At 36.9% G+C, this 25,682-nt stretch carries 22 protein-coding genes; 9 read left to right on the plus strand and 13 right to left on the minus strand.

The genetic code is table 11. The annotated features are described in order from the left end of the window. Positions 1 to 579: 579 nt before the first annotated feature. The 6 genes from rsgA to WFH39_RS17285 form a co-directional block, all read right to left on the minus strand. On the minus strand, positions 580 to 1,506 hold the full coding sequence (gene rsgA / locus WFH39_RS17260) for a ribosome small subunit-dependent GTPase A (protein ID WP_336690780.1): 927 nt from the start codon (positions 1,504 to 1,506) through the stop codon (positions 580 to 582). 146 nt (positions 1,507 to 1,652) lie between these two features. Continuing rightward, positions 1,653 to 2,732: a chorismate mutase gene (locus tag WFH39_RS17265; protein ID WP_288460825.1), complete on the minus strand. Its 1,080-nt coding sequence runs from the start codon at positions 2,730 to 2,732 to the stop codon at positions 1,653 to 1,655. 644 nt (positions 2,733 to 3,376) lie between these two features. Further along, entirely contained in the window at positions 3,377 to 3,781 is a 405-nt protein-coding gene (locus tag WFH39_RS17270) for a hypothetical protein (RefSeq protein WP_336690781.1), read from the minus strand. 215 nt (positions 3,782 to 3,996) lie between these two features. Next, positions 3,997 to 5,082: a DNA polymerase III subunit gamma/tau gene (gene dnaX, locus WFH39_RS17275; protein WP_290261647.1), complete on the minus strand. Its 1,086-nt coding sequence runs from the start codon at positions 5,080 to 5,082 to the stop codon at positions 3,997 to 3,999. Positions 5,083 to 5,180: 98 nt separating this feature from the next. After that, positions 5,181 to 5,810 (minus strand): TetR/AcrR family transcriptional regulator, encoded by a 630-nt coding sequence (locus tag WFH39_RS17280; RefSeq protein ID WP_214589582.1) that lies wholly within the window; start codon positions 5,808 to 5,810, stop codon positions 5,181 to 5,183. 7 nt (positions 5,811 to 5,817) lie between these two features. Further along, positions 5,818 to 7,077 (minus strand): aminotransferase class I/II-fold pyridoxal phosphate-dependent enzyme, encoded by a 1,260-nt coding sequence (locus WFH39_RS17285; protein ID WP_336690782.1) that lies wholly within the window; start codon positions 7,075 to 7,077, stop codon positions 5,818 to 5,820. 957 nt (positions 7,078 to 8,034) lie between these two features. Here WFH39_RS17285 and WFH39_RS17290 point away from each other — a divergent pair. After that, positions 8,035 to 8,367 (plus strand): hypothetical protein, encoded by a 333-nt coding sequence (locus WFH39_RS17290; protein ID WP_235130952.1) that lies wholly within the window; start codon positions 8,035 to 8,037, stop codon positions 8,365 to 8,367. Here WFH39_RS17290 and WFH39_RS17295 read toward each other — a convergent pair. After that, positions 8,353 to 9,936: a Na+/H+ antiporter gene (locus WFH39_RS17295; RefSeq protein ID WP_336690783.1), complete on the minus strand. Its 1,584-nt coding sequence runs from the start codon at positions 9,934 to 9,936 to the stop codon at positions 8,353 to 8,355. The genes WFH39_RS17290 and WFH39_RS17295 overlap by 15 nt on opposite strands. A 196-nt stretch (positions 9,937 to 10,132) precedes the next feature. Here WFH39_RS17295 and WFH39_RS17300 point away from each other — a divergent pair, with 196 nt between their 5' ends. Both WFH39_RS17300 and WFH39_RS17305 read left to right on the plus strand, forming a co-directional pair. Then, positions 10,133 to 11,326, plus strand: a complete 1,194-nt coding sequence (locus tag WFH39_RS17300; protein WP_336690784.1) for an MFS transporter — start codon at positions 10,133 to 10,135, stop codon at positions 11,324 to 11,326. A 245-nt stretch (positions 11,327 to 11,571) separates the two neighbouring features. Then, positions 11,572 to 11,988 (plus strand): hypothetical protein, encoded by a 417-nt coding sequence (locus WFH39_RS17305; protein ID WP_235130955.1) that lies wholly within the window; start codon positions 11,572 to 11,574, stop codon positions 11,986 to 11,988. 50 nt (positions 11,989 to 12,038) lie between these two features. Here WFH39_RS17305 and WFH39_RS17310 read toward each other — a convergent pair whose 3' ends face one another. The 6 genes from WFH39_RS17310 to WFH39_RS17335 form a co-directional block, all read right to left on the minus strand. Then, entirely contained in the window at positions 12,039 to 13,763 is a 1,725-nt protein-coding gene (locus WFH39_RS17310; protein ID WP_336690785.1) for a DUF4041 domain-containing protein, read from the minus strand. 144 nt (positions 13,764 to 13,907) lie between these two features. Continuing rightward, the gene (locus WFH39_RS17315; RefSeq protein ID WP_336690786.1) at positions 13,908 to 14,324 is read right to left on the minus strand and encodes a hypothetical protein; all 417 of its coding nucleotides are present in this window, start codon (positions 14,322 to 14,324) and stop codon (positions 13,908 to 13,910) included. A 12-nt stretch (positions 14,325 to 14,336) separates the two neighbouring features. Then, positions 14,337 to 15,047, minus strand: a complete 711-nt coding sequence (locus WFH39_RS17320; protein WP_336690787.1) for a hypothetical protein — start codon at positions 15,045 to 15,047, stop codon at positions 14,337 to 14,339. A 105-nt stretch (positions 15,048 to 15,152) separates the two neighbouring features. Then, positions 15,153 to 16,256 (minus strand): lysine-epsilon-oxidase maturase LodB, encoded by a 1,104-nt coding sequence (lodB, locus tag WFH39_RS17325; protein ID WP_336690788.1) that lies wholly within the window; start codon positions 16,254 to 16,256, stop codon positions 15,153 to 15,155. Position 16,257: 1 nt separating this feature from the next. Further along, positions 16,258 to 18,300, minus strand: coding sequence for a CTQ-dependent lysine 6-oxidase LodA (lodA, locus tag WFH39_RS17330; protein ID WP_336690789.1), 2,043 nt, complete (start codon positions 18,298 to 18,300; stop codon positions 16,258 to 16,260). Between the two features lie 285 nt (positions 18,301 to 18,585). Then, entirely contained in the window at positions 18,586 to 19,386 is an 801-nt protein-coding gene (locus tag WFH39_RS17335) for a Cof-type HAD-IIB family hydrolase (protein ID WP_336690790.1), read from the minus strand. 307 nt (positions 19,387 to 19,693) lie between these two features. Here WFH39_RS17335 and WFH39_RS17340 point away from each other — a divergent pair, with 307 nt between their 5' ends. The 6 genes from WFH39_RS17340 to WFH39_RS17365 all read left to right on the plus strand — a co-directional run bounded on the left by WFH39_RS17340 (position 19,694) and on the right by WFH39_RS17365 (position 25,626). Then, positions 19,694 to 20,137 carry a hypothetical protein gene (locus WFH39_RS17340; protein WP_235130962.1) on the plus strand — a complete coding sequence of 148 codons (444 nt, stop codon included), beginning with the start codon at positions 19,694 to 19,696 and terminating at the stop codon, positions 20,135 to 20,137. Beyond that, positions 20,134 to 22,197, plus strand: a complete 2,064-nt coding sequence (locus WFH39_RS17345) for a GMC family oxidoreductase (RefSeq protein WP_336690791.1) — start codon at positions 20,134 to 20,136, stop codon at positions 22,195 to 22,197. The genes WFH39_RS17340 and WFH39_RS17345 overlap by 4 nt, the downstream gene beginning before the upstream one ends. A 5-nt stretch (positions 22,198 to 22,202) precedes the next feature. Beyond that, on the plus strand, positions 22,203 to 23,693 hold the full coding sequence (locus tag WFH39_RS17350) for a ferritin-like domain-containing protein (protein WP_336690792.1): 1,491 nt from the start codon (positions 22,203 to 22,205) through the stop codon (positions 23,691 to 23,693). A 63-nt stretch (positions 23,694 to 23,756) separates the two neighbouring features. Further along, positions 23,757 to 24,563 (plus strand): hypothetical protein, encoded by an 807-nt coding sequence (locus tag WFH39_RS17355; protein WP_336690793.1) that lies wholly within the window; start codon positions 23,757 to 23,759, stop codon positions 24,561 to 24,563. Between the two features lie 33 nt (positions 24,564 to 24,596). Continuing rightward, positions 24,597 to 24,791 carry a hypothetical protein gene (locus tag WFH39_RS17360; protein ID WP_336690794.1) on the plus strand — a complete coding sequence of 65 codons (195 nt, stop codon included), beginning with the start codon at positions 24,597 to 24,599 and terminating at the stop codon, positions 24,789 to 24,791. Position 24,792: 1 nt separating this feature from the next. Further along, positions 24,793 to 25,626: a heme-binding protein gene (locus tag WFH39_RS17365; RefSeq protein WP_336690795.1), complete on the plus strand. Its 834-nt coding sequence runs from the start codon at positions 24,793 to 24,795 to the stop codon at positions 25,624 to 25,626. The last annotated feature ends 56 nt before the right edge of the window (positions 25,627 to 25,682 follow it).

Genomic DNA, 25,682 nt, shown 5'->3' on the forward strand with positions numbered 1-25,682 from the left:
CAAAAACTACGCCTAACTTCCGGTATCTAAAAGAATTAAACGTTTATTTAAATTTTAAATTCCAAATATTAAACTTTGTTCATCCAGAATTTGGAATTTAATGCAGGGTTAAAATAGTTCGAAACTTATTCTGTGAGTAAAAAATTTTTGCACAAGAGAAATTGAAATTCATTATTAAAACTCCTGATTGTCCTTCATTAATCATAATGCTTAATTTTATGCATAGATTCACAAAGGTTCAGTAAAGATGACACAGCCTGAACGGATGCGAACGAAGTTCAAAGAATCTAATTTTTTTTTAATGATGATAAGTCGCGGACAACCATTTTAAAACTAAGTTTGTTTAAACTAGTTTTAAATTTAACCGCAAAAGAGACAAAGGACTTTATTGGATTTATTTAAAGTATTTCAAAAGTCTGCAAAGAGAAAAAATCTTTGATTTTTTTAACTTATGTGCCCTTTCTTTCCATTTAAATAGTAAACTTAAACAACTTAAGTGTTACAATCTTTTGCTTCTTTTGCGGTAAAAAAGTTTAGACAAGTTACTTTAATAATGGAGAAATTTCCGAAAAATAGAAATTATTTTTGAGAAGCTTCTTCCGCCTCTTCCATTAATTTAATATAGGTAGAATATCTTGAATGCTGAATTTCTCCGGTTTTCAGACCATCGATTACCGCGCATTTCGGTTCGTTGATATGAAGACAGTTGTGGTATTTGCATTCTTCTCTTTTTTTGAAAATCTCCGGAAAATAATGCTGAACCTCTTCTTTTTCGATGTCGATCATGGCAAATTCACGCACTCCGGGAGTGTCGATAACATTTCCGCCAAAATCCCAGAAATGCATCTGCGCAAAGGTGGTCGTATGTTTTCCTTTTAAATGCGTATCGGAAATTTCAGAAGTTTTCAGGTTAAGTCCCGGTTGCAAAGCATTCACCAGAGTAGACTTTCCACAGCCTGAATGTCCGAAGAAAACTGACGTTTTGTCTTTCAGCAATTCCTGCAGCTTTTCCAGATTTAATTTTGAATAGGAAGAAATTTCCAGAGCATCATAGCCGATTTCATTGTAAAGAAACTCAATATCCTTTACAATTTCAATTTCTTCTTCATGCAGAACATCAATTTTATTGAATAAAATCAAGGGAGTAATATTGTATGCTTCGCAACACGCCAGAAAACGGTCTAGAAATCCAAGTGAAGTTTCGGGATGTTTTAAAGTGAAAATAAAGCAGGCAAGATCAATATTTGAAGCGATGATGTGTGCTTCTTTTGAAAGGTTTACAGATTTTCGGATGAGATAATTCCTGCGGGGCTCGATCTTTGTAATCCACGCAATGTCATCCTGTTCCAGCTGAAATTCTACAAAATCTCCTACAGCAAGCGGATTGGTAAGTCTTGTTTTAATCAATTTAAATTTTCCGCGAATTCTTGCTTCGAAGATTTTCCCGGTTTCCATTTCCAAAACCTGATACCAGCTTCCTGTAGATTTAATGATTTTTCCTTTCATACTGTAAGATGCTGCAAATATAGGAAATTTAGTTTGAGTGTTTTAAAGTTTTAGAGTAAGAGCGTTTTATACATGGTATAGAATTGCTATTCAATCAACAACTCACAAACGCTCCTACTCTGTCACTCTAAAATTCAAAATCCAGATTATCTGTTAATCATAATGCTGTTCTGAACTTCGATAGACTCTTCATGAATGGCTTTGAATACTTTTTCGATAAATTCTTTCGTCATTCCGGTCTCAACAGCCTTCTGAGTGGCATATTCCGTAATTTCTTTCCAACGTTCCGGCTGGAAAATCGCGATATCGTTTTCTTTTTTAAGCTTTCCGATCTTTTCAGAAATTTTCATTCTCTGCGCAAGCATTTCAATCAGTTGAAAATCTATATCAGAAATTAACGTTCTGTGTCTTCCCATTTCTCCTTCAAATCCTGCCAATCCGGAATTTCTCACTTTTAAATTTCCTATTAATTCAGCCAGAACTTCCGGTGTAATCTGCTGTGCGGCATCACTCCAAGCTGCATCCGGATTGCTGTGTGTTTCTATAATGGCGCCTTGGTAACCTACGTTTAAAGCTTCCTGCGTAATATCTGCCAAACCTGTTCTGTTTCCGCAGATGTGCGAAGGATCGATCAGCATCGGAATATTCGGGAACTGACTTTTAAAATCCAGAGCAATCTGCCAGTTCGGATTGTTTCTGTATTTTGTTTTCTGATACGTAGAAAATCCTCTGTGAATAACGCCTAAATTGGTAATTCCCTGACCTAAAAGTCTTTCCAAAGCTCCGATCCACAAAGCAAGATCCGGATTTACAGGATTTTTTACCAACACGGTTTTGTCTGTTCCTCTCAATGCCTGTGCAATTTCCTGAACTGTAAAAGGATTTACCGTAGAACGCGCCCCGATCCAAAGAATGTCTACATCCGCTTCCAAAGCTGCAAAAACGTGGTGTGCATTGGCAACTTCCGTCGCTGTTTTGAAACCGTATTCTTCCTTCACTTTTTTCAGCCAGTTCAGACCGATTACTCCTACTCCTTCAAATCCGTTCGGTTTTGTACGCGGCTTCCAGATTCCTGCACGGAAAACCGGAACATTGGCATTGGTTTCCCTGATTCTTTTTGCTATTTCCAGCATCTGTGCTTCACTTTCCGCACTGCACGGTCCTGCAATCATCATTGGCTGCTGGAATTCATTAATCCACTCGTTTTTTAAGTCTTTTAAATTCATATTTTTAATTTTACTATTATCATTATTGTTCATATCCAAACACAAAAAAGTATTATAAAATTACTTTATAATTCTTTCTAAAAAAAGCCGTTAAATTTTGTTTAAGGAATCAGGAAATAAGAAGAAATCTATAATCCTGTAGATTTTTTTGAAAGAAATTTATACTAGCAGTACCAATAATAAAATCGATAATACGTTCTGAAATTTCTAAAATACGGAAAAGAAAAGCCAAATTGCCCGCTAAAGAATTCAGCAGGAGCAAATACAGATTGATATGACTTTATTAATTTTTCCAAAATAAACTATCTATTTCTAGATTTTCGGTTTATATTTTAACTGAAAAACTGATGTCTTGTTTTTCAATTGTCTGACAAATATATAAATTTTATTTAAAAAAGAGTTTTAAGTACCATATTTTTTTTCAGATAAAAATTACAATACTTTTATTGAGCATTATTTTGCAGAAAGCAGGCATTGAAATATAATATTGATTATCCGTTATCAATCATAATGCCTGATTTTAACGCTAAGCACACAAAGATTTTTTATAAACAAACTGTTTTTAAGGTTCGCAGAGGCGTTAAAACTTAACCAAGATCGCAGAGGTTTTTATTCTGACAAATTACGGACAATCAGAAATATAATTATGTTAAATCAAATTTCATCAGATCATCCAGATCCTTCAAAAGTGGATTTAATTTAACAAATTTCTCGAATTTTTTTCTTGGAGTCATTACTTCTACTTTCAGGTTTTCGGCATCTCTTTTATAGATAACCTGAATGGAGTGATTGTGAACTTTTGTTTTAAAATGGTTAAAAAACTCACGGCTTACTTTATCAAACTCAGCTTTTGCAGAATCGGAAGGAAATAAAACGGTAATTTCATTTTCTCCGGATTTTATCATTTTGAAAGATTTAATGGCATTGAAAATAATGGCGTCTTTTCTCTGGAGCTGCTTGAGCTGTAAATTCCATTCTGCCTGAAGATCTGTTTCGGTAAAATGATTTTGTGGAAGCTGTTCTGTTTTGGGTACTGCTTTTTCTTCCACAACAGTTGTTTGTTCTTTGTTTAAAAAAGAGTTGATGCTGAACCCTGAAGAAATTCCGGGTCTGGATAAAGGTTTTGAAGTTTTTTTGATCTCTGCAGCAACAGGAAGTTCCGGATCTTCAGAGGATTGCTCCTGTTTAGGTTTCTGTTCCTGAGTTTCCGTAGGTTTTACGGGAATTTTGACTTCCTGCTTCTCACTGAGAAACGGAGCCAGAATTATAAACTTTTTTTTTTAGCAACGTCTGAATTAGCCGTCAAAGAAGCCAATTGCATTAATGCAATTTCTACCGTAAGTCTTGGATTTTTAGAATTCTTATAATTGATGTCTGCATGATTGCAAATTTCAATAGCATCAATAAGCTGTTGTGGATTCCATTTCTGGGCCTGTTCAACAAACTTGGATTTGGTCTGTTCTCCTACTTCTATCAGATCAATGGTTGAAGCATTCTGAGCCATCATCAGGTCTCTGAAATGACTTCCCAATCCTGCAATGAAAATATGAGGATCAAATCCTTTTTTCACAATTTCGTTAAATGCGGAAAGAACTTCGGGAATTTTATTTTCTTTGGCTAAATCTACAATTTTTAAGTACTGATCGTAGTCCAGAATATTTAAAACTTCTGCAGCTTTTGCCAAAGTAATATTCTTCTGGGAAAAAGTAGAGAGCCTGTCGAAGATGGAAAGTGCATCTCTTAAAGCACCGTCTGCTTTCTGGGCAATAAGATACAACGCATCATCTTCATATTGAATATTCTCTTTCTGAGCGATATTCCTAAGATGTCCCTGAATGTCTTCAATTACGATTCTTTTAAAATCATAGATTTGACAGCGGGATAAGATCGTAGGAATAATTTTATGCTTTTCTGTAGTTGCTAAGATGAAAATAGCATGAGCAGGCGGTTCCTCAAGTGTTTTAAGGAAAGCGTTGAAGGCTGCCGAAGACAGCATATGAACCTCATCGATAATATACACTTTGTATTTACCAACCTGAGGCGCAAAACGTACCTGATCGATCAATTCTCTGATATCATCCACAGAGTTGTTCGATGCGGCATCCAGTTCATAAATGTTATAGGCAAAACCGTCCTCCGAAACTGATCCGTCCTTTTCATTGATCTTCCTTGCCAGAATTCTGGCACAGGTTGTTTTCCCTACTCCTCTCGGACCACAGAACAGTAATGCCTGAGCCAATTGATTTTCTTCAATAGCGTGTTCTAAAGTATCCGTAATATGAGACTGCCCAACAACAGTATCAAACTGCTGTGGGCGATATTTTCGTGCAGATACGATAAAATTTTCCATTGGCCAAAAATAAGAAATATTGTTGTAACTTAAAAATGAAATTCTTTTAAATTACGTTTAAAATAACTCTGTTCTGACAATAGTAAACTTTTCTCATATTATCTTTCTTCGTAAGCAAAATCGATGATCTCTGTGATTGCTTTTTCGATTTCTTTTCTGCCTTCGTCACTTTTTAAGTCTATTCCGCAGAATACACTTGCATTGTGTGCCGTGTAAAGATTAAGATAATAGGCTCCGGAAACCAGAAGTGCTGCAATGGCACGATATCTTACCGCTTTATCCTTAAAGTGCGGATCTACGATGTTCGTGAAAAGCATTTCTCCCATTTCTTCTCTTTCATCTGCTACTTTTTTCAGGATCGGCTTACTTTCTGATAATCCCCAAAGAATAATTTTCTGAAGTTCTTTATTTTTCTTGATATGCTCAAACTGATTCAGGATGGCAACTTTAGAAAGTTCTTTTCCTCCATCAGAAAAATCCACATGAATATTATCCTGGTTCATTTTGCTCCAGTAATCCTGAGATCTGATATATTCATCAATAAGTTTTTCGGTACTTCCGAAATATTCGTAAATTAATTTTTTATCAAATCCTGCCACTGCTGCTATTTTACTCACCTTCAACCCTGAATACCCTTTGGTTCTCAGAATTTTACCAACAGCAGCAAGCAATTTTTGCTTTGTTTTTTCTTTGTCCCTTATAGGACCTTGTACAACTTTTCTTGGCATTTGTTATCTATTTTTTTGCAATATGCAACTTTTTATTGATATCCGCAAAGGCATTGAGGGTTTTATCAAGATGTTCTTTATCATGTGTTGCCGTTACACTCATCCTGATACGGGCATCTTTTCTGGCTACAGCAGGGTAAATAATAGGATTTGTATACACTCCGTGTTCAAGAAGCATTCTTCCTACATCGCCTGTAATGTGCGGATCTCCTATTTTTACGGGAACAACCGCGGAACACGTAGTCCCGGTATCCAGCCCCAGATCATTCAGTCCTTTTTTGAAGTAATTGATATTTTCCCATAGTTTTTCTCTCCAGTGGGGCTCTTCATCAATAAGCTCTATGGCTTTTACAATTCCTGTAGCTGTGGAAGGAGGCGTTGTAGCCGAAAATATCTGCTGTCTGGACTGGAATCTTATAAAATTGGTAAGGCTTTTATTGGCGATTACATATCCTCCAAGGTTACCGAATGTTTTACTGAAAGTTCCCGTAATAATATCTATTTTATCCAGCAATCCTGTATCTTCAATTGTACCTCTTCCTGTTTTCCCTAAAATACCTACTCCGTGAACATCATCAACCATGAGATAGGCGTTATATTTTTTTACTAATTTATAAATTTCTTCAATAGGTGCAGTGTCTCCATCCTGAGAATATACACCGTCTATTACCACAAGCTTTGTACGAAATTGTTTTTCCGATGTTTTTAAAATCTGTTCCAGAGCCTCCAGATTATTATGCGGAAATGTTTTTCTGTTGGTAAGAATACATCCTTCGTATACACTTGCATGGACCGCCATATCTACAATCGCAATGTCTTCTTTCTGTAACAGGATTTGTAAAGTTGCACTGTTTGTTGTGTATCCTGTTGTAAAAATTACGGCTTCATCCTGAGAACGTCCAAAAAAGGAAGCAATTTTAGCCTCCAAATCGTTGTGGTAAGAGTAATACCCTCCGATAAGCGGTGTTGCAGCCGTACCGGTTCCGTATTTTTCCACTCCTTCTATAGCCGCCTGCTTTACTTTAGGGTGTTGTGTAAACCCTAAGTAATCACTTGTAACGAAGCTCACAAACTCTCTGGTTACGTTGTGAGTTCCTACGTTCATTACAGAACTGCAACCTGTGTTATTCTGCAATCTGTAGTGATGACGCCCGTTTGATTTCATGTATTCCAGAAAGTCATAGTAAATGTCTGCACGCTCCATCATATCGAAGCCCGGAATATTTTCGAAATCCTTAAAAGTCGCTGTTGAAAAGTTAATATCCATCCTTAATTTTGTTAGCTGTTTAATGTTAAAACAAATATAGTATTATTTTAAAAACAAATAAATTAATTTCCTACAAAAATTTATTATGTATAAAATATTTTTATTAAATAATCTTAAAAAAATTTAATATTCATAAAATAAATTAAATATTAACAAAAAAGTAATAAAATAAAAAAATATATAACCGCTTAGGAATTAAGCAATTAACATCTTGGGTGTTTAACGATGATTTGGTGTTGATGATTTATAATTTTTCCGGCTTAATATCATTGAAAATCAGAAATATAAAAAAGTACAAAATCCTTTATGCGGAATTCCATTCATGCCTTTCTTAACATTATCCTTTAGAATGTACTGTCCGTAATCATTAAGCTAAATTGTTATATTCTCTTTGGGCAAAAACTGTTACTAAAAAATCTCATTCATTAAAAGCAATTTCACCTTCAATGGAATTATAACAAATATAAATATTTTATTTAAGAAAATTTAAGATTTAAAAAATATTATTTTAACAGATAATACAAGAAATCAGCAACAATAATTCAGTTATTCTTTATTAATCATAATATCCGAAGCTTTTAAATCTTTATTGCTGTGATTTTAATTGTGTATAAATACCTAATTAAGCACGAAGCTACATTTTTATTCAAATGTTTTTAAATGATAACAGTCAATAATAAACTCTGTAAAATATTACATCTGTTGAATATTTTGTTACAAATTTTCAATACATTTAGTCAGATTATAAAAATTGGTTGGATATTTGAAGTATAAGATTAACAGCCAAACATCGTTTTCACCAATTCACTTAAAGTAATTATTATGATTATTCAGTACTCTTTTCTTACAGACTACATCATACGGATGATGAGAAAATCATTTACAATACCCGTCAATTAATTTCCAATTATCATTTTAACGTGTTATTAACTATTGTAAACTTAAGCTTTTACCATCATGATTTTTGAAGAGAACCATTCTGTATTACAGGATAATCATAACCTTTCGTATGTAAAAAATGTAATCAACTTTCACGGAGACAAATCTTTCATTCTTAACTCTTTACAGAAAATAAAGAATAATACAATCTGTAAAATTAAGAGAAAAACCATTAATAAACTGATTAAAGAATATACTCGTCATCTTAATCAGTATATTGAGAATGAAGATATTAACTCCAAACCTGAGAATTATGAACTTTCGCCTGTTTATGCACGACAGTCGTATGAAAAAGTGATAAAAGAAGATGAATATCTGCAGAAAGTATTAACCTTTCTAATGAATCAGTGAAAGTCTTTCTTCCTCCAGATCGATCTTTACAAGATGTCTTCGGATAAGATCTTCATCAAAATGCTGTTTTTTGTCATAGTTTTGCTCAATCAGCCATATTCTTTGTGCATTAAGAACATCAAGATAAGCATCTTTAATTTCGGAAGATAGTTTAATATCAGATTCTTTTTCCACTTTACCTTTCCACTTTTCATGTATCTGTTGTAAAAACATACTTTTTTGCAACAGTTCACCATGATTTTGCCTAAGATGCTCTAAAGTCATTTTTGCCATTTCACGACGGATTAATTCTTCAGCCTCATCTTCAGGAAGATGATCGTTGTAGGAAGGGATTTCCATCTTTCTGATAAGGTAAGGAAGTGTAAGTCCCTGAACCAGCAATGTCGTTAAAATAACAATAAAAGTGATGAATAAAATTAAGTTTCGCTGAGGAAAATCCGGACCGTTATGATACAGTTTTACCGGAATAGAAAGTGCCGCAGCTAAAGACACTACTCCTCTCATTCCTGTCCATCCCAAGAGAATCGGAGCTTTAAATCCCGGACTTCGGTTATCGGCAACCGTGATGAAGTTTCTTGCAATTAAAGTGACCACTACCGCTCCGTAAGCCGACAGAATTCTTACCACGATCAAAACCGCAGTTACAAGCAATCCGTATCCTACCGCAGCGTAAATACTTACTTCTCCCAATCCTGAAGTAATTTCCGGAAGATCCAGACCAATGAGGATAAAAACCAAACCATTAAGTACAAAGGACAGACTTTCCCAGACATTCAGTCCGCGCAAACGTGATGAAGTACTGAGAAAATTATGACGGTTATTGGAAAGCAGCAAACCACCGCTTACGACAGCCAAAACTCCTGAACTGTGTGCTTCTTCTGCGGCGATATACATTAAATAGGGCGCAACAATGGTGAGAATGGTATCCATATTGGCATCCGTAGGAAGAAGTTTATGCCCTTTCATGAAAAGCCAGCCAATGATTAACCCGATTCCGATTCCGCCAATCAGCATCCATGAAAAACTGAAAACCGCATCCTGCCAGATAAACTGTCCGGTTGCAACGGCAATCATCGCAAAACGGAAAATAATTAAGGAAGACGCGTCATTCAGCAAACTTTCTCCTTCCAGAATAGAGGACAGCCTTTTCTGAACTTTTACAAATTTAAGAATCGCTCCTGCGCTTACTGCATCGGGTGGCGAAACAATTCCCCCTAAAAGAAATCCTAAAGCAAGAGAAAATCCGGGAATAAAATGATTGGCAACAAAGGCTACTGTAGTTGCAGTAAGAAAAACTACAACAAAAGCAAAACTTCCTATAATTCTACGCCATTTCCAGAGTTCCTTCCAGGAAATTGCCCATGCCGCTTCATAAAGCAACGGAGGAAGAAAGATAATAAAAATAAGTTCTGGATCTATTCTGATGATGGGAACATTGGGAATAAAACTGATTAACAGTCCCGCTATAACCAGCAGAACAGGATAAGCAACCCTGATCTTGTTAGCAATCATGATAATAAAGACAATAGCAAGAATCAGTGAGAGATAAAAAGGAAAGTTTTCAATCATTTTAAATTTTTTCAGAATTAAAGATACATATTATAGTGAAAAACTGCCGTAAAAATTTAACCGGAAAAATGTTGAGTTAATTTAAAAATTCAATTAAAAATCAATTAAAAAGACATTTTAAAGATTTAAAAAATTTCATCAAATTAGCAGATCAAAATAACTCCATAATTTTTTTGCTTGATTTTTTAAGCACATCATGAATATTCCAAGGAAAGCAGACAGGAAAAGCAGACGGTTCTACTACATAAAACTGTGTATATTTTTATCGGGACTTTCGGTATTTGCGCAGCTTTATCTTTTTCAGCCGTTATTACCGATGGTTGCAGAGCATTTCCACACAACAGTTGGCGACAGTTCCCTGCTTGTTTCTTCCTCAACAATCGGAATGGCTTTAGGGCTTTTCTTTTTTGCGTTCCGCGCAGACAGTTTTTCGCGAAAGAAACTGATGGTTTTTTCTTTGATGGCATCGGCAGTTTTAACCATCATTTCAACATGGATTCCGAGTTTAAGGCTGCTCATCATCATTGGAATGGTAAAAGGTTTTGTCATTTCAGGAGTTTCTTCTGTGGCTCTGGCTTATCTTACGGAGGAGGTTGAAATTTCTGTGGTGGCTTTGGCAATCAGCATGTATCTCAGCGGAAACACAATTGGAGGAATGAGCGGAAGGATTTTGGCAACTCTTCTTGCCGGAGAATTCGGCTGGAGAAATGCTGTTTTGATGATCGGGATTCAAAGTCTGATTTTGGGGCTGGTATTTTGGAAACATTTTCCGGATTCAAAATTTTTCAAACCTCAGAAAACAGATTATCATCTGAAAATAAAGCAGATGAAAAGACTGATCCGTGATTCTTATATGCTCCGACTGTATTTTATCGCTGCTTTGCTGATGGGAACTTTTGTAAGCATTTATAATTATATGACATTCCGATTGGAATCTGATCCGTTTTCTTTGGGCCATGTTTTTATTGCTTTTATTTTTCTGATGTACACTTTTGGTGTTTTGGGAACCATGATAACCAGCAGATTATCCGTAAGATTTGAAAAGAAATACATTCTGAAAGGTGCAATTTTCTTTTTGTTAACCGGACTTATTCTTCTTTTTTCAGAAAATATCTATGTTGTAGTATTTGGACTAGGTTTATTTACGTTATGCTTTTTTGCTGCTCATACCATGGCAAGTCAGATGACAGCGTTGCATGCAAAAGAAGGAAAATCTTCAGCAACTTCTATTTACTGGCTTTTCTATTATTTCGGATCCAGTTTTTTAGGAAGCGGAACAGGATATCTGCTCCACTCTACTTCATGGAATGTTTTTATTGCTACATTAATTTTGGTGATTATCATCGCATTTGCCTTAACTATTGAATATAAGTCTTTGAAAACTGAATAATTACATTTTTTTTGATTTAACATAACATACCACATAAGTACCACAAATTTAACTTTTATAAATATTGTTTAAATCTTTTTAAATCATATAAAGTACTACATATCAATAATTTAAACAAAAATCACCATTTATAATTAACAATAGTTTAATTTATATTCAAAACATAAGGCATAGTATTTGCAAAACTACTTATACAAGAGCATTCACTAACCTTGGAATAATAACATAAACACCCACAAAATATTATGAACGTTGCAGATTTAAAAATTAAAAATCTAGTGGAATATAAAAATCAGATCTATACGATTACTGAAATATTCCAGAATGATGAAAAAGATTATTTTGTACAGATTGAAAATGATTTCCATAGCTTTTCTGTTCCGGCAAAATCAATCAAGCCTATTCAGATTACCGAAGAGTGGCTGGAAAAATTCGGGTTTTCAAGAACATACAGCTCAGAACAGCGCATTCGTTACGAGAGACCTGAAACTTTCATAAAATATGATTTTGATCTTGATTCCAGAAAGATTGTTGAAGGTCTGAAAATCTACGGAAATTCTATTAAATGCAAGTACATCCATGAATTTCAGAACATTTTCTCTTGTCTTTTCGGCAAAGAGCCCACTTCCATAAGTTATGGACTGATGCACACCGAATCTTAATAATATATACTTTCATTAAAAACCACAACTCTCGGGTTGTGGTTTTGTTTTTATTCCTCTTCCAATACTTCTTCCAAAGCTACAGGATCTGCTTCTTCCTGATATTGCTCCCACTCTTTCTCAAGCTGTTTATTGGTCTTCATTTCCTCTTCAAGTTTTAGTGTTTCGCGATATTGTCTGGCTTCTGCGGTAAGAGTCCATTTGCAGATAATTCCGGTATCTTCCAGATAATTTTTAATATCGTTAATTCCAAGTCTGAAGAATTCTTTCCGCGGATTGATTTTATTAAGCTGATTTTTTAAAAACTTTTTGTGAAGCTGTCTTTCCAAAGCCGGAGCATCATCAGAATAAATCATGGCGTGAACATCAAATTCAAACGGAACACTTGCGTCTCCAAGCTCACGAACACGATCCAGAGGTTCCAAACGTCTCGTCATTCCGATTTTATAAACATCTTCTCCAAATGATCCTACATTTGAAATAATATAAACATTTCCGGAACGCGTTTGCTGAGCCATAGAAATTGCTCTTTGATTTTTTTCTTCCGCAACTAATAATTTACCCTGAAGTTCTTCAAGTTTCTGCTGGAACATCATTCTTTGCTCTTCATTGGCTTTTGCAACCTGAGATTCTGCTTTTTCAATCAGTCTTTTCAACGTTAATTCTTCTTTTGCAGCATCTTTTATGGCTTTTTCATACTCTCTTCTTGCTTTTTCTTCTTCCCGCATCTGTTCCCTGATCTGCCTTTGCTCTTCCTGTTCCTGCCATTTAAGTTCCTGAGCAATAACCGCCCATTTCAGTTCTTCAAGACGGGCTTCGTGGTATTCAACCGAAATTCTGGCTTTTCTGAAGGCTTCTCCGTTGAAATTAACCAACTGAAAAGCATCATCTATTTTCTGTTTCAGAATTCCGTAATTGTCTTTTTTTACCGAATTTAAAATTGTTTCCACTTTTCCGTTATAAGCATCAATAACAAAATCTATGGCAATATTTCTTCTGAATTCATCCATATATTCGCAGATTCCGGCTTGTCGGCTTGTGATCATTAATTTGTTATTCTGTCGAAGCTTTTTAAGATTTTCTCCGGCTTCTTTGTGGCTGAATTCTTCAGCAAGATCATCCAGCAAAGTATAAGAAGGCACAATGTATTCGTTTCCGTAGCCTTTTATTACATTTTTCATTGCTTTTATTCTGTCGGCAATTTCATTCGCTTCGCGCAAACTTCTGTAAGCATCTCCACCAATGGCAAGTGCTTTGCCTTCAGCAGTATCGATAATTCTTTTGGATTCTCTTACTGCATTTTCATACAATAATTCAACTTCTCTGGTTCTTTTTTCAACAAGTTCCTTCGCCATTCTTCTCGACTCTTTCGCCTGAAGCTGCGCGTTATCCAGCTCCGCCTGTGCTCTTTCTTTTAATTTCAAACTGTCTCTTTCTGCTCTTTTCAGAAGATACTCGCATTCTACCTGAACATTAATAATATCCTGATATTTGCTTAAAGCATCATTTTGATTTTTCAATTGAATATTCTTTTCGTCTACCGAACGTTTCTCGATCTGCAGATTAGAAAAATCGGCTCTTAATCTCTGGATTTTGTCCTGTAAAGATCTTTTGTCTGAATTGAGGTTTGAAATCTCGGCTCTGAGCTGATTGATTTCCTTGTTGAGATTTGCAATTTGAGCTTCTTTCTCAGAAACCTGTTTTTTATTTTTACCTGATTTACTGAATGCAACAATCAGCAGAACCGATAAAATAATAATGAGTAAAATTTCCATATAATTAAAGTTTTTATTTGATGATTAGATTGAACAATAATACGCTTTTGGAACATCTGTTGATTATGGTTTCCCATAAGATCATAAAAAAAATTCGGCTTCAAATCTTCGATTTGAAGCCGAACACACCATCTAAAAAAAATATTATGCCTCTGCATATTCCCATACTCCGGAAACGGAAAGTAATTCCAGCCCCGGTTGTTTTTCGCCATAACTGAAAATTACGATGTATTTTGCAGCGCAAGATTCGCAGTCTGTTCCAAAATACAACGTTGGTAAATTATGAACTGTAAATTCTCCGGCATGAAGCATATTCTTTTGCGTCTCTTTTATCATTGAATTCTTAAGTAAATCATTGATAGATAAAATTTTATTTTCATGATAAAGCTGAAAAACAGGAAACCCTGATTCGTAAGGAGTAATGTTCACCAGATTTTCATGAGTACAGTTGCAGCAGATGAATTTCAGTTCCGCAGACGGACTGATTTCATTATTGATAAACGTATCTTTCGAAACAACTGCTTTCTTTACGATCTGTATTTTCTTCGTTATTGCGTACATTTTCAGTTAAATTTATTGAATCACCATTCCAACCGCTGAAGGATAATTTCCGCTCGGACTTTTCTTTATCGTTATCTTAATATAACCTTCCTGCGCAAGCTTATTCCATGTTTTTGTATATCCGGTTGAAGGATCCAGAGGAATTTTCCACATCGTCTGTTTCCCTTTTCCAACCTGCCCGAACCACGGAATAATGTCTGCCGTTTGTCCCTTGAAAGGTAGCAAATTATTCAAAACTTCTATTTCATAATAGAAATCATAGGTATTTTCCGGTTTGTTAAGGGCGCGTTGAGCGAAAGTGTAAACGTAGCCATTGATGATCGGACTGGTAAAATTTCCACCCAAAGTCGGCGCTCCGGTTCCGCTGTATGTTCCGATTGCCCCGCTGTAGCGGTCATATTTTTGTCCGGCTGTGAAATCTGTATTGTCCACAATATTATACCCTCCGTTTGCAGGCGGCCATCCTCCGTTAAGGTTATTCGCTTTAAAAACAGATTCCAGTTCGCTCCATTTTCCCTGCTTGTATAAATCGTAAATCTGATTTCTTAACGTCTGATTTACTGTATTCGAAGGATCATAAGTTGCAGCGAGTTCATCGGCATTTTTATAAAATACCGTGGTTACTTCACTGGACGCATTTTCATCTTCTATGGTGGAAGAACTGCACGCGACAGAAAACAGTACAACCGACAGAAACGAAATGTAATTGAGTAGTTTTTTCATGTTTATGAATTTCAATAATGATTAATTTTAAAATGTTAAAGCAAAAACAGCCTCACAGATTGTTATGAGGCTGTCATTACTAATTTAATTTCATATCCCAACCTCTTACATCCTTTTTTTCCAAAACACTGAATCGCTCCAGCGTTGTTCTTTCTGATAAAAAAATGTTTTCGTCGTGAGATAATTATGATATATTGTATTAATGTTTTCCTGATAGTTAATAAAAGTATTTTCGTGCCCTGAATCTGCATCAATAATCGCTTTTGCAGCATGACAGGCGGAACTTATGGCAAAACCGATCCCCATGGATGAAATAGGATCAAATGAAGCGGCTGCATCCCCCACCGCCAGAAAATTTTTGCTTGAACGGATGTCTGCAATCTGAGAAAATGCATTTTTCACCCAGGGTTTTCCTTCGGAAGCCGCTTTTGATATTTTATGCTGAATGTGTTTTGTTTTTGATAATAACCTGCTCCAGTTTTCGGTATTTTCAAGCTTTTTTTCTTTGATAATCTGTGCATCCGAAAAGAAAGTTAAAGTCACCTTATGATTCGGCAGAGAAGCACAATACCACCACCCATCTTCAATTGATTCTATCATGATGTTCTGCTCAATGGTCTGAGATTCATCAAAGTAAAAAAATCTTCCGATCGCGGCAAGTTCGTCATACCGTTTTGACTGAACTCCGATTTTCCGGCATACACTTCCCATTCTTCCGGTTGCATCAATCAGATAATCTGCTTTTATCGTGAAATTTCCTTTGGTTTCATGTTTTACATCTACCGTCCATTGATTGTTTTCATCCTGATGGAAAGACAGGCATTTTGTTCTCGGAAAAATAATCCCTCCTTTTTCTGATACAGTTTCCAGAAGCAGATAATCGAATTCTTCCCGATTCAGCTGAAAACTCTCGGTTTCTGTATTGAAAATAGAATCACGAACCATCAGTCTTTCGCTTCCCCAAGCTGCGGTACTGCTGTGTCCCCGGATAAAATTATTCTGATGTAAAGCTGTCTTATCGATTCCCATGTACTGAAGAAGATCAAAAATGCTTGAGTTTACCTGTTCACCAATTTTTACAGATTCCAGACCGGTTTCTTCTACAATAACTACTTTCAGGTCAGAATATTTAAGCAGACTTAAAGCGGCGGAAGTCCCTGCTGGACCTCCACCGACAATTAATACATTAGTTTCTAACAAGTTTTGCATTTTATCTTCTGTTTCGCGTTCCGGAACGAGGTAACGGCATACGGTCTGCTGCAACAGCAATCTCTTTAAATCCTACCTCTTCCAGATGTTCCATCATCATTCTTCCTTTTTCACTTCTTTCGGTAACCACCTGCGTTTTCTTTTCGATGTAGAAAACCGGAATTGTGGTTTCATCATCCTCTTCGTTTCCGCTGATCTCACTTACAGGAACATTTTCATATGTAAATATTTCATTATTTCTTTCAGTTTCCACAAAGAATGGGAAACCTGCGCTGTGAGAATTTTTATCCCTGATAAATCCTAGCGCGTACCAGTACTGAACCATCTGCGTAAAACTGTTGATTCCGCGTGCGTAGTTCATCTGCTGTCCTGCCGGAACATTGGTAGCCGACTGACCTTCAGCGGTAAATTCACCTACCAAAACATCCCATGGACTTTGAGGCGGCCACCAGTAAGAATAATACGTTGGAGGAAGCGGTGCAGGTGGAGAACCCGCTTTATTCACAGACGGATCTGTAAAATTAATCAGCTGAATCGTACACTGGAAGAAATCCGCCTGCCATGGGCAAGCCATTCTTTTGGTAAGATCTCCCGGTTCACAGCCTCCGCCTTCACATTCGTCGCGAGACGACGTTAAACCTTGTGCTGCATATTGCTGTTCGTTTCCGTACTGTAAAATTCTGTATGGATTTGCATAAATAATAGGATTCTGTAAATTCCATGTTACTTCAATTCCCGGACACATTGGAAGTCCTACACAATTTCCTACACTTGCCGCATCCATAGCATTTATAGGATATGGTTCGTAATTCGGATCGCTTACAAAATTTCCGTCTGCCCATTGCTGCATAAGGAAAAGCTGTGTTTCATCCAAAGCCATGAATTTCATGATATTAATATTGCTCACCGAGTTGCTTCCTGAATTTAAAGGCATCATCGGGAAAATATCGGTTCCGTTTTCTTTCAGAAGCTGTTCCTGTGGTAAATGAGGCGGAACCGGCGGCTGAGCATCATTTTGTCTGAAGTATGAAAAATAATTCTGTCTGTTCTGGCGGTTTGCCTCAGAATTGTCTGTAAAATCAAAAATATTGCTGGTAAAAGCCATCATCGACTGTACATTCGCAACCCATTGATATTTACTGATTCTGTTGATAATCGGTAAAATATCTCTCTGAAAATTTGCCTGAAAGTCTGGATTATAATTTCCGTTGCTGTACATCTCAGGAACCAGATTGAAATTTCTTACCCCGACATCGAACATCGTGTCGCTTAAATTTGAAATATTAACAATTTCCGGAGCGAAATCCGGTGAACCGATAATTACCCACGCTGTAAGTGAAACCGAAGGCGTTCCGTCATTAAAATTTACCGTACAGTAAACCGGTCCGTCCGAAATATCGTCATGCCATGTACTGGAACCTCCATAACTTGTTAGGGGCAGATCTCCGCCCGCGTGACCAAAACCTCCCAAAACAACCAGTCTTCCTGAATTATCTGTAAGAAGATCTCCCAACGTAACCACCGGAACTCCGTATGAAACTTCCTGTGGAGGATATTGTGCAGGATAGCCCGAAGGAACATTATCTTTATCAAATCCTATCGAACTCTGTTTTCCGGAAATGGTTCTTGGTCCCGGATCTACGATTAAAGTCTGTCTGTCATTCTGTGGCACATCGGGATTTCTGAAAGGAATTTTCTGATTCTGATAACTGTTTTCCTGCCCGTATAAAAGATTCCCTTGCAATTCGCTGTATTGATACCACGCTGCTTTTTTGTTTGCTAAATGAACTGTCCATTCAATAGAAGCAACATTCGGAGTGTCTAAAGTGATTTCTTCTCCTGTGTCTGAAAGGATTTTAAACGGTTGTCCCTGTCTTTTAATAAGACCTGCAGCATCTTTGAAGGATGTAATAGGACCTAAGGAATTCCCGTTGTTGTCGGAGTCAAAAGGAAGACCACCGATAGTGTCCGGAGACAGACAAATTGCAGTTGTGCTATTCCCTAATCGGGCAACACCTACTGATGGATGAATTGATAGATTCATGGTTTAATTATTTAGTTTTCCCTACTCTGTTATTGGCTTTTCGGTTCCGCCTTTTATAAATGGTTGTTCAGTTTTGTTTAAAATATCACTCCTAAAACGAGCAATTATTTCGATGATAAATTTAAAATATTTTTCTCATATATTGGTGAAATTATTATAAATAAATTGAAAACTTTAAATTAACAACAATCATAAACACTTTAATGCTATTAATTAGACGTTTAATAAGCAAAAAAAACCTTCAGAGATAAAATCTGAAGGCTTAAATTATTACAAATGAAAGTTTTAATTGATATTTAAATAGTCTTTAATTACTTTCAGAACTCCAAAATGATCATTAGATCCGGCTTCAAAACTTGCCGCTTTTTTTACCAGAGGATGTGCATTCTGCATCGCATAAGAGTACTTTGAATTTTCAAGCATCTGAATATCATTCATATAATCTCCAAAAGCCATGGTTTCCTGCGGAGTAATATTTAAAGTTTTCTGTAATTTTTCCAGCGCAACCCCTTTATTAATATTCCTGTTCATGATATCCAGCCAATACTGACCTGAAACCACCACTTCAAGATCATAATTTTCAAATTCCTTCAGCACAGGATAAACGTTTAATTCCGAACCGCCGGAATGATACACTGCAACTTTAAAAATACTGTCGTCTATTTCCTGCGTAAGATCTTCCCTTCTTTCATTATCTGTATAAAACTGGGAGACATAATCAATAAAATCCTGATTATCGGTTTCAAAGTATGCTTTTTTCTTGCCGGACAATACAGCTGTAGCGCCGGGAATCGTCCTGATTGCTGTGATAATTTCCGTAATGTATTTTGGATCAAGCTGATCTGCAAAAAGCTCTTCATTTTTGTAAATGACATACCCTCCGTTTTCAGCGATGAAAGCCATTTCACTTTCTATCTCACCAAAATATTTGGTAATTCCGAACATCTGCCTTCCGCTTGCAGGAACAAATAAAATATTTCTCTTTTTCAGCTCTTCATATATTTTCGGAAATTCCGGACTTACTTCATGGGAAGAATTCAGGAACGTTCCGTCCATATCCGTTACAATCATTTTAATATCTTTCATAAAATATTTTATGCTAATTCTAATTTATCTTACAAAGATATTGCTATTGTTTTAATTCGGAGGATCTCAATTTTAATAAATAGTTAAGAGAAAATGATGTTAATAAAATATGACGGATAAAAACGATTATTTTAAAATAATCTTCAAAACAAAACATTTACTTTTGAAAGATTCTAAATAAATAATATTTATTCTATTCAATGTGAAAAATATATAACTTTATAGACGAAAATTAGATAACCCAATTTACCTGATAAATAAAATTATCTAAAAATAAAAACTAAAACTTTAACCATAATTCAACGAGATGATTATCAACAAAATCCTCAACGTCGACGATTACTATTACGACGTGTTCATGGCGATTTCAGAATCCCTCACCGGATTTTCCGTGAACGAGCTGCAATCTACAGGTTTAGCCGAGATTTATTACAAGTACATTCTCAACCAGATTGAAACTGCCACTTTTATTGAATTTCTGAATATTTCTAAAAATGTTCTGGAAAATTCTGTAAGTCAGGATCAACTGAAAAATGCGATCACCGCAGAAATTATTGCCAATCCTGCGACTCAGGAAATTGCCCAGAGTGTAATAACGCTTTGGTATATGGGAACCTGGGAAGGCGCTTACGTAAACGACAGATCTTACAAAGAAGGTCTCGTATGGACGGTAATGCATGCGCATCCGCCGGGAGCAAAACAGCCGGGCTTTAAATCTTGGGAAACAAAACCTGTAAACAGCAACTCATGAATCAGACAGAAAAACCTCAGCAAAAGAAAGATGTAATCATCGTAGGAACAGGAATCGCCGGATCTTTGATTGCCAAACTTTTAACAGATCACGTTTTTGATACCGATGCAAAAAAAATGATCCACCGTTCCGAAACGGACGACTCCAAAACGTATAAAGAACTATCGATTCTAATGTATGAAGCGGGGCTTGAAGCCGGAATAGAACTCGATTCAGCCACTTCAATGGTTACTTACAACGATTACATCCGTAAGTTTTACATAGAAGAAGCCAAAGTTCCGAATTCACCGTATCCGAATCTGAAACAGGCTCCCTCTCCGAATGTTCTGGATATAGAGCCGATTGTTCCGCCGTTTCCGGATAAAAAAGGTTATCTGGTACAGTTCGGTCCGATGCCTTTTGCAAGTGATGCCATTCGTGTAGGAGGCGGAACTACACTTCACTGGCTCGGAACTACCCCAAGAATGCTTCCGAACGATTTCCGACTGAAGGAACAATACGGCAGAGCCATGGACTGGCCAATTGATTATGAGACATTAAAGCCTTATTATGAAATGGCGGAATTTGAGATCGGTGTTTCCGGAAACGTTGCAGCGCAGGAATATCCTATTAAGGAAAGCATGGAAGAATATTACGGTAAAAATTATGTTTTTCCGATGGAAGAAATTCCGCAGAGTTATATGGATCATCAGATTATTAACGGATTGGCAGGAACTTCGGTTCAGCTCAACTTTGAAGAATATCCGATAATGCTTGTTCCGTCTCCGCAGGGAAGAAATTCTACCCCGAATATTGCTTACGGAACATCCAAAATAGTGAAAGCTGAAGCTTCTGAATCCGGATATACTTTAACTTTAAAAAATATTGAAAGCGAAGAATACAAAGCTTTAGGAGCCGTATGGAATCCTTATATGGGAGAACGTTGTGAAGGAAATGCATCCTGCGTTCCGATCTGTCCCGTTCAGGCAAAATACAACGCTCTGAAAACGCTGAAAAAAGCTTTATATAAAGTTAATAAAAACCATAATCTTCAGAGAAATCACAATATTCAGGTTCAGGCACAAAGCGTGGTGTACAAACTGAGTGTAGATGTGGCAGATCAGGAAAAAATCTCTAAAGTTCACATCCGAAGATATATTTCAAGAGAGAAAACAGAGTTTGTAGAAGAAGTTATCGATACGAACGAAACGATCGTTATTCTTGCTGCCAATGCTTTTGAAAATCCGAAAATTCTTTTAAATTCAAAATACACTGTTTTTGAAAACGGACAAAATATTGAAAAAACCGTTGCCAACAGAAGCGATCAGGTAGGAAGAAACCTGATGGATCATATGGTAATGCTTACTTGGGGATTATTTCCGGATCCTGTTTATTCTTACAGAGGTCCCGGTTCCACCACCAATATTTCGTCTTTCCGAGACGGAAATTTCAGAAGCGAATTTTCTGCATGGATCTCTCCTCTAGACAACTGGGGATGGAGCTGGCCGGCTTTTTCTCCGGGATCAGACCTTTCAGAATTTTTAAATGACGGACTTTTCGGAGAAGAACTGAAAGACGCATTAACACACAGACTTTCCAGACAGGTGCTTTTCCATTTTGAGATCGAGCAGCTTCCGAATCCTGATAATCGTGTAACTATTAACGACCAATATCTCGATGTATTGGGAATTCCGCGTCCTGTTATTAATTACGGACTTACAGAATACGAAATGAGAGCAATGGAACAGGCAAAATTAGCTTCCGACCAAATGTTTGCAAGACTGGGTATTGAAGATTTCACCAAATACAATGCGACAGACAATAATACTTTTGTATACAATAATGTAAGATATTCTTATAACGGAGCCGGACATATTGTAGGAACCCACAGAATGGGCGAAAATCCGGACGATTCTGTAACGAACAGCTATTGCAAATCGTGGGATCATCCGAATCTATACATTGTAGGAGCCGGAAATATGACAACTTTGGGAACTTCCAACCCTACTCTTACCTTATCCGCATTCACCATCCGTTCCGTAGAATCTATTCTGAAAGATCTGGAAAACATATTAAAATAGAAAACATGAGACAAAGACTAATCAATAAAACAGAACCTCAGGAAAACAGCAGTCTTCTAAGAAGTTCTTCAGAAAAAAATACCATCGTAGACGAAGCCATTTCTTTGCAGTCGTTATTATTCGACAATACAAACAGCAAAGAAAACTGGATTGAAGGAATAAAATACCACAGTAAAAATGTAACCAATCTTTTGCTTAACAACCAGATTGATGCGTTTAACGAATATCTTAGATCACAATTTGGCGGTGAAGTTCCGGAAATTAATCCGACCGCAGATTTCTCCGGAGAAAAGGCGTTTCAGGTAAAAAAAGGATTGGAGAATCTGGATTACCGTCCGATTTTACAGGATTTGCTTCAGACTGCGATTTTAATCGAACATTCCACAATTCCTCCGTATTTAACGGCTTTATATTCTATTAAAGACGGAACGAATATTCTTCCTTCACAGATCATCCGAAGTGTAGCGGTAGAAGAAATGCTTCACATGATTATGGTTTGTAACGTGATGAATGCAGTGAGCATTCAGCCTTCGGTAAACAGACCGCAGAATTATCCTAATTACCCGATGAAACTGCCATTGAATGTGGATTTCTACGTAGGTCTGGAAACATTCTCATCCAACAGTATTGCAACCTTTATTGCCATTGAAAGCCCAAGTAATCCTTTGGTAAAAGCACCGAAATATGATTATGAAGCACAACCGGAAGCCATGCTTTCAAGAGGTGCCGTTCAGGAAAATAATTTATGGACCTTGGAAAACATGAAGGATTTCATCATGAAAAACGTTCATACGATTGGAGAATATTATGATGTAGTGTTCTTTTACATTGTTGTATTCCAGATTATTGCCTATTATAAAGCAAACGGAAAACTACCGCAGACTTTTGAAGAATTAAATAAAGGCGGAATTTTTACCGGAGATCCCGCGAAACAGATCCGTCCGGAACAATACTACGGAAGCGGCGGAAAACTCCATCCTGTTGATGCATTAGAAGGTGTTATACTTGTTTTTCAGGAAATTAAGGGACAAGGAGAAGGTGCGGATGATTCTATTTTTGATGTAGATCCTTCACAGTTTGAGGAAGGTGCAGAATTAGCACATTATTTCAGATTTAAGGAAATTTTCCATGAACATTTTTATTTAGGCGGAGATTATAGACCGTTCACCGACGAAAACGGAATGATGCCTGTAACCACTCCACCGGTTGGAAAACCGCTTCCCGTAGACTGGAGTGCAGCTTATCCAATGAAACCGAATCCTAAAATGTCAGATTACCAGTCGAATCCTCAGTTATTCGAGCAGGGAAAACAATTTAATATTACGTATAAAAAGTTATTGGATGCAATTCAGGCTGCCGTAGAAGGACATTCTGAAGAACTGGCAAAATCCATCATGTATATGTATGCATTGAAAGAGCAGGCAATCGGATTGATGAGCCAGCCATTGACTTCCCAATACAATGCAGGACCAACTTTTGAGTATCCTTCTAACTAAAAAATAAAACTAAAGCCCGTTTTCAATAATGGGCTTTAGAATAAATTTAATAACCAATTTACCATGAGCAATCAATTACCGCCAATTCCCGAAGGATTCGGACTTCCCTTCTATTACGCAACACTTTATAACTTCGAAGTTGCTTTTCTTGTAGACCGGGAAAAAGTTTTAAAATATCTTGAAAATACAGGACTAACGGCTTCAGATTTTAACGGAAAAGCTATTGTAAGTTTTAATTTTCAGAACTATACAGGTCAGTTTCCAAACGGAGCAAGCACAACTCAGGAAATAGAATTAAATATTGTCTGCTATCCTGAATCTCAAAAAGATACCGTGGCTTTTGTAACAGCAGAAGAATATCTTAGAGGTGAAGAACAAACGAAATTAATGGGACACAAACGCGTTTATGTTCCCTGCGATGCCGACATGGCAATAAAGGCAGGAATAGAACTTTTCGGAGAGCCGAAATTCAAAACAACTTTCACTATTAATATTCCTTCCCTCAATGTTCCGGGACAAAATACATGGACAGTAACCTGCAATGATCCTGAAAACAGTGAAGAAACCATTTTCACCTGCAAGGCGGATGTCGCAGATCTCATTCCTGAAATGTCAGCTTTTTCGCCCATTACGGAATACGGGCAAAATGAAGGAAAACTGATCGGATGCCGATGGAATATTCTGCAGCCCACGAATTTATATTTCCTTAACGAAGATGAAAGTAGAAAAAGAGTAAGCATGGAATATGGAAACTCCGAACATCCGATGAAAAAAGATATGGAAATTCTTATTGGAGATACTCCGGCTTTCGCGGTAAGAACCAGCATGTCGGCTCCGGCAGCCATTCAGACAAGAGCATATTATATTTAATTAAACTAAAACTTAACCATAAAACCCATCATTATGAATTTAGAAAGTAAAGTAAGAGGCTTAACTTTGGGAGCACAGGTTCTCCCGTTACATAAAGTTGAATCATCAGATTTGGGAGCTCTGGCTCCTCTTGTCGGCGTTTGGGAAAACATCCAGATTCCTGGAAGCGAGGCTTCTTCGGGCTGGAACACGATTTCCGTACCGGGACAGGATACGGGCTGTCTTTGAGGTGATCCCTTACACAGAAACTTTAACCTTTAATCCGGTAGTCGTACAGGCAGGAAACAGAGGTCCTGTTGTAAAAGGACAGCAGGTAGAACAGCTAATTTTCGGATTATTGTATGAACAACAGATTGTAAGTGCATGCGAAACGAGTTTCTGTAACGACAGGGGTTTTCCTAAAGGTTCAACCATACACGTAGAAACAGGTTTGTTTTTAAACATTGGGCAGCCGAACGGAGGTTACACCATTGCAAGAATGTCGACGATTCCTCACGGTAATTCTTTATTAGCTTTAGGAAGTTCTTTTGATACAGAAAATCCGGGAACAAGCTTTTTTGATCCCGCTTCATCCATTCCTACGATGCTGAACGGAGGACCAATTACTCAACTGGGATATTCGGATGCCATCATTGGAAATCCTCAGTTTGCGGAATTTAATCAGGTAAATCCAAACGCTTTTCTTCAGTCTACTCTGGAAAGTCTGGTAGGTTCTACAGGAGGAGTAACCAACATGACGGTAATCGAGATGTCTACAAGCACTCCGGACGCTAATGGCGGAATTTTAAATATTCCTTTCATCCAGACGAATGTAAATGCGACCAAAATGGATGCTACCTTCTGGATTGAAGATATTACGGACAGTGACGGAAACGCGGATCAGATTCTTCAGTATTCCCAGACCATCAATCTTGTATTTCCGGCTACCGGTTCTGCACAGCCGATTAACTGGCCTCACGTAACAGTTAATACGATGAGAAAAAGACAGGAAACACAGATGCAGTTCAAAAGTATGGACGAAAATGAAGCTTTTGATCCTACAGCTGGTCTTACTCCAAGCTAAATTTAAATTTTGCGATTTCATAAAAAACCTCCGGAGAAATCTGGAGGTTTTATTTT

Source organism: Chryseobacterium sp. MMO-72, from assembly GCF_037146035.1.
Taxonomy (GTDB): Bacteria; Bacteroidota; Bacteroidia; order Flavobacteriales; family Weeksellaceae; genus Chryseobacterium; species Chryseobacterium indicum.

Excerpts from the sequence above, each read along its gene's own strand:
- dnaX (WP_290261647.1), bottom strand. The coding sequence starts at position 5,082 with ATGGAAAATTTTATCGTATCTGCACGAAAATATCGCCCACAGCAGTTT.
- WFH39_RS17280 (WP_214589582.1), bottom strand. The coding sequence starts at position 5,810 with ATGCCAAGAAAAGTTGTACAAGGTCCTATAAGGGACAAAGAAAAAACA.
- WFH39_RS17285 (WP_336690782.1), bottom strand. The coding sequence starts at position 7,077 with ATGGATATTAACTTTTCAACAGCGACTTTTAAGGATTTCGAAAATATT.
- lodA (WP_336690789.1), bottom strand. The coding sequence starts at position 18,300 with ATGAATCTATCAATTCATCCATCAGTAGGTGTTGCCCGATTAGGGAAT.
- WFH39_RS17300 (WP_336690784.1), top strand. The coding sequence starts at position 10,133 with ATGAATATTCCAAGGAAAGCAGACAGGAAAAGCAGACGGTTCTACTAC.
- WFH39_RS17320 (WP_336690787.1), bottom strand. The coding sequence starts at position 15,047 with ATGAAAAAACTACTCAATTACATTTCGTTTCTGTCGGTTGTACTGTTT.
- WFH39_RS17295 (WP_336690783.1), bottom strand. The coding sequence starts at position 9,936 with ATGATTGAAAACTTTCCTTTTTATCTCTCACTGATTCTTGCTATTGTC.
- WFH39_RS17355 (WP_336690793.1), top strand. The coding sequence starts at position 23,757 with ATGAGCAATCAATTACCGCCAATTCCCGAAGGATTCGGACTTCCCTTC.
- WFH39_RS17265 (WP_288460825.1), bottom strand. The coding sequence starts at position 2,732 with ATGAATTTAAAAGACTTAAAAAACGAGTGGATTAATGAATTCCAGCAG.
- WFH39_RS17350 (WP_336690792.1), top strand. The coding sequence starts at position 22,203 with ATGAGACAAAGACTAATCAATAAAACAGAACCTCAGGAAAACAGCAGT.
- lodB (WP_336690788.1), bottom strand. The coding sequence starts at position 16,256 with ATGCAAAACTTGTTAGAAACTAATGTATTAATTGTCGGTGGAGGTCCA.
- rsgA (WP_336690780.1), bottom strand. The coding sequence starts at position 1,506 with ATGAAAGGAAAAATCATTAAATCTACAGGAAGCTGGTATCAGGTTTTG.
- WFH39_RS17315 (WP_336690786.1), bottom strand. The coding sequence starts at position 14,324 with ATGTACGCAATAACGAAGAAAATACAGATCGTAAAGAAAGCAGTTGTT.
- WFH39_RS17310 (WP_336690785.1), bottom strand. The coding sequence starts at position 13,763 with ATGGAAATTTTACTCATTATTATTTTATCGGTTCTGCTGATTGTTGCA.
- WFH39_RS17340 (WP_235130962.1), top strand. The coding sequence starts at position 19,694 with ATGATTATCAACAAAATCCTCAACGTCGACGATTACTATTACGACGTG.
- WFH39_RS17345 (WP_336690791.1), top strand. The coding sequence starts at position 20,134 with ATGAATCAGACAGAAAAACCTCAGCAAAAGAAAGATGTAATCATCGTA.
- WFH39_RS17335 (WP_336690790.1), bottom strand. The coding sequence starts at position 19,386 with ATGAAAGATATTAAAATGATTGTAACGGATATGGACGGAACGTTCCTG.
- WFH39_RS17360 (WP_336690794.1), top strand. The coding sequence starts at position 24,597 with ATGAATTTAGAAAGTAAAGTAAGAGGCTTAACTTTGGGAGCACAGGTT.
- WFH39_RS17305 (WP_235130955.1), top strand. The coding sequence starts at position 11,572 with ATGAACGTTGCAGATTTAAAAATTAAAAATCTAGTGGAATATAAAAAT.
- WFH39_RS17290 (WP_235130952.1), top strand. The coding sequence starts at position 8,035 with ATGATTTTTGAAGAGAACCATTCTGTATTACAGGATAATCATAACCTT.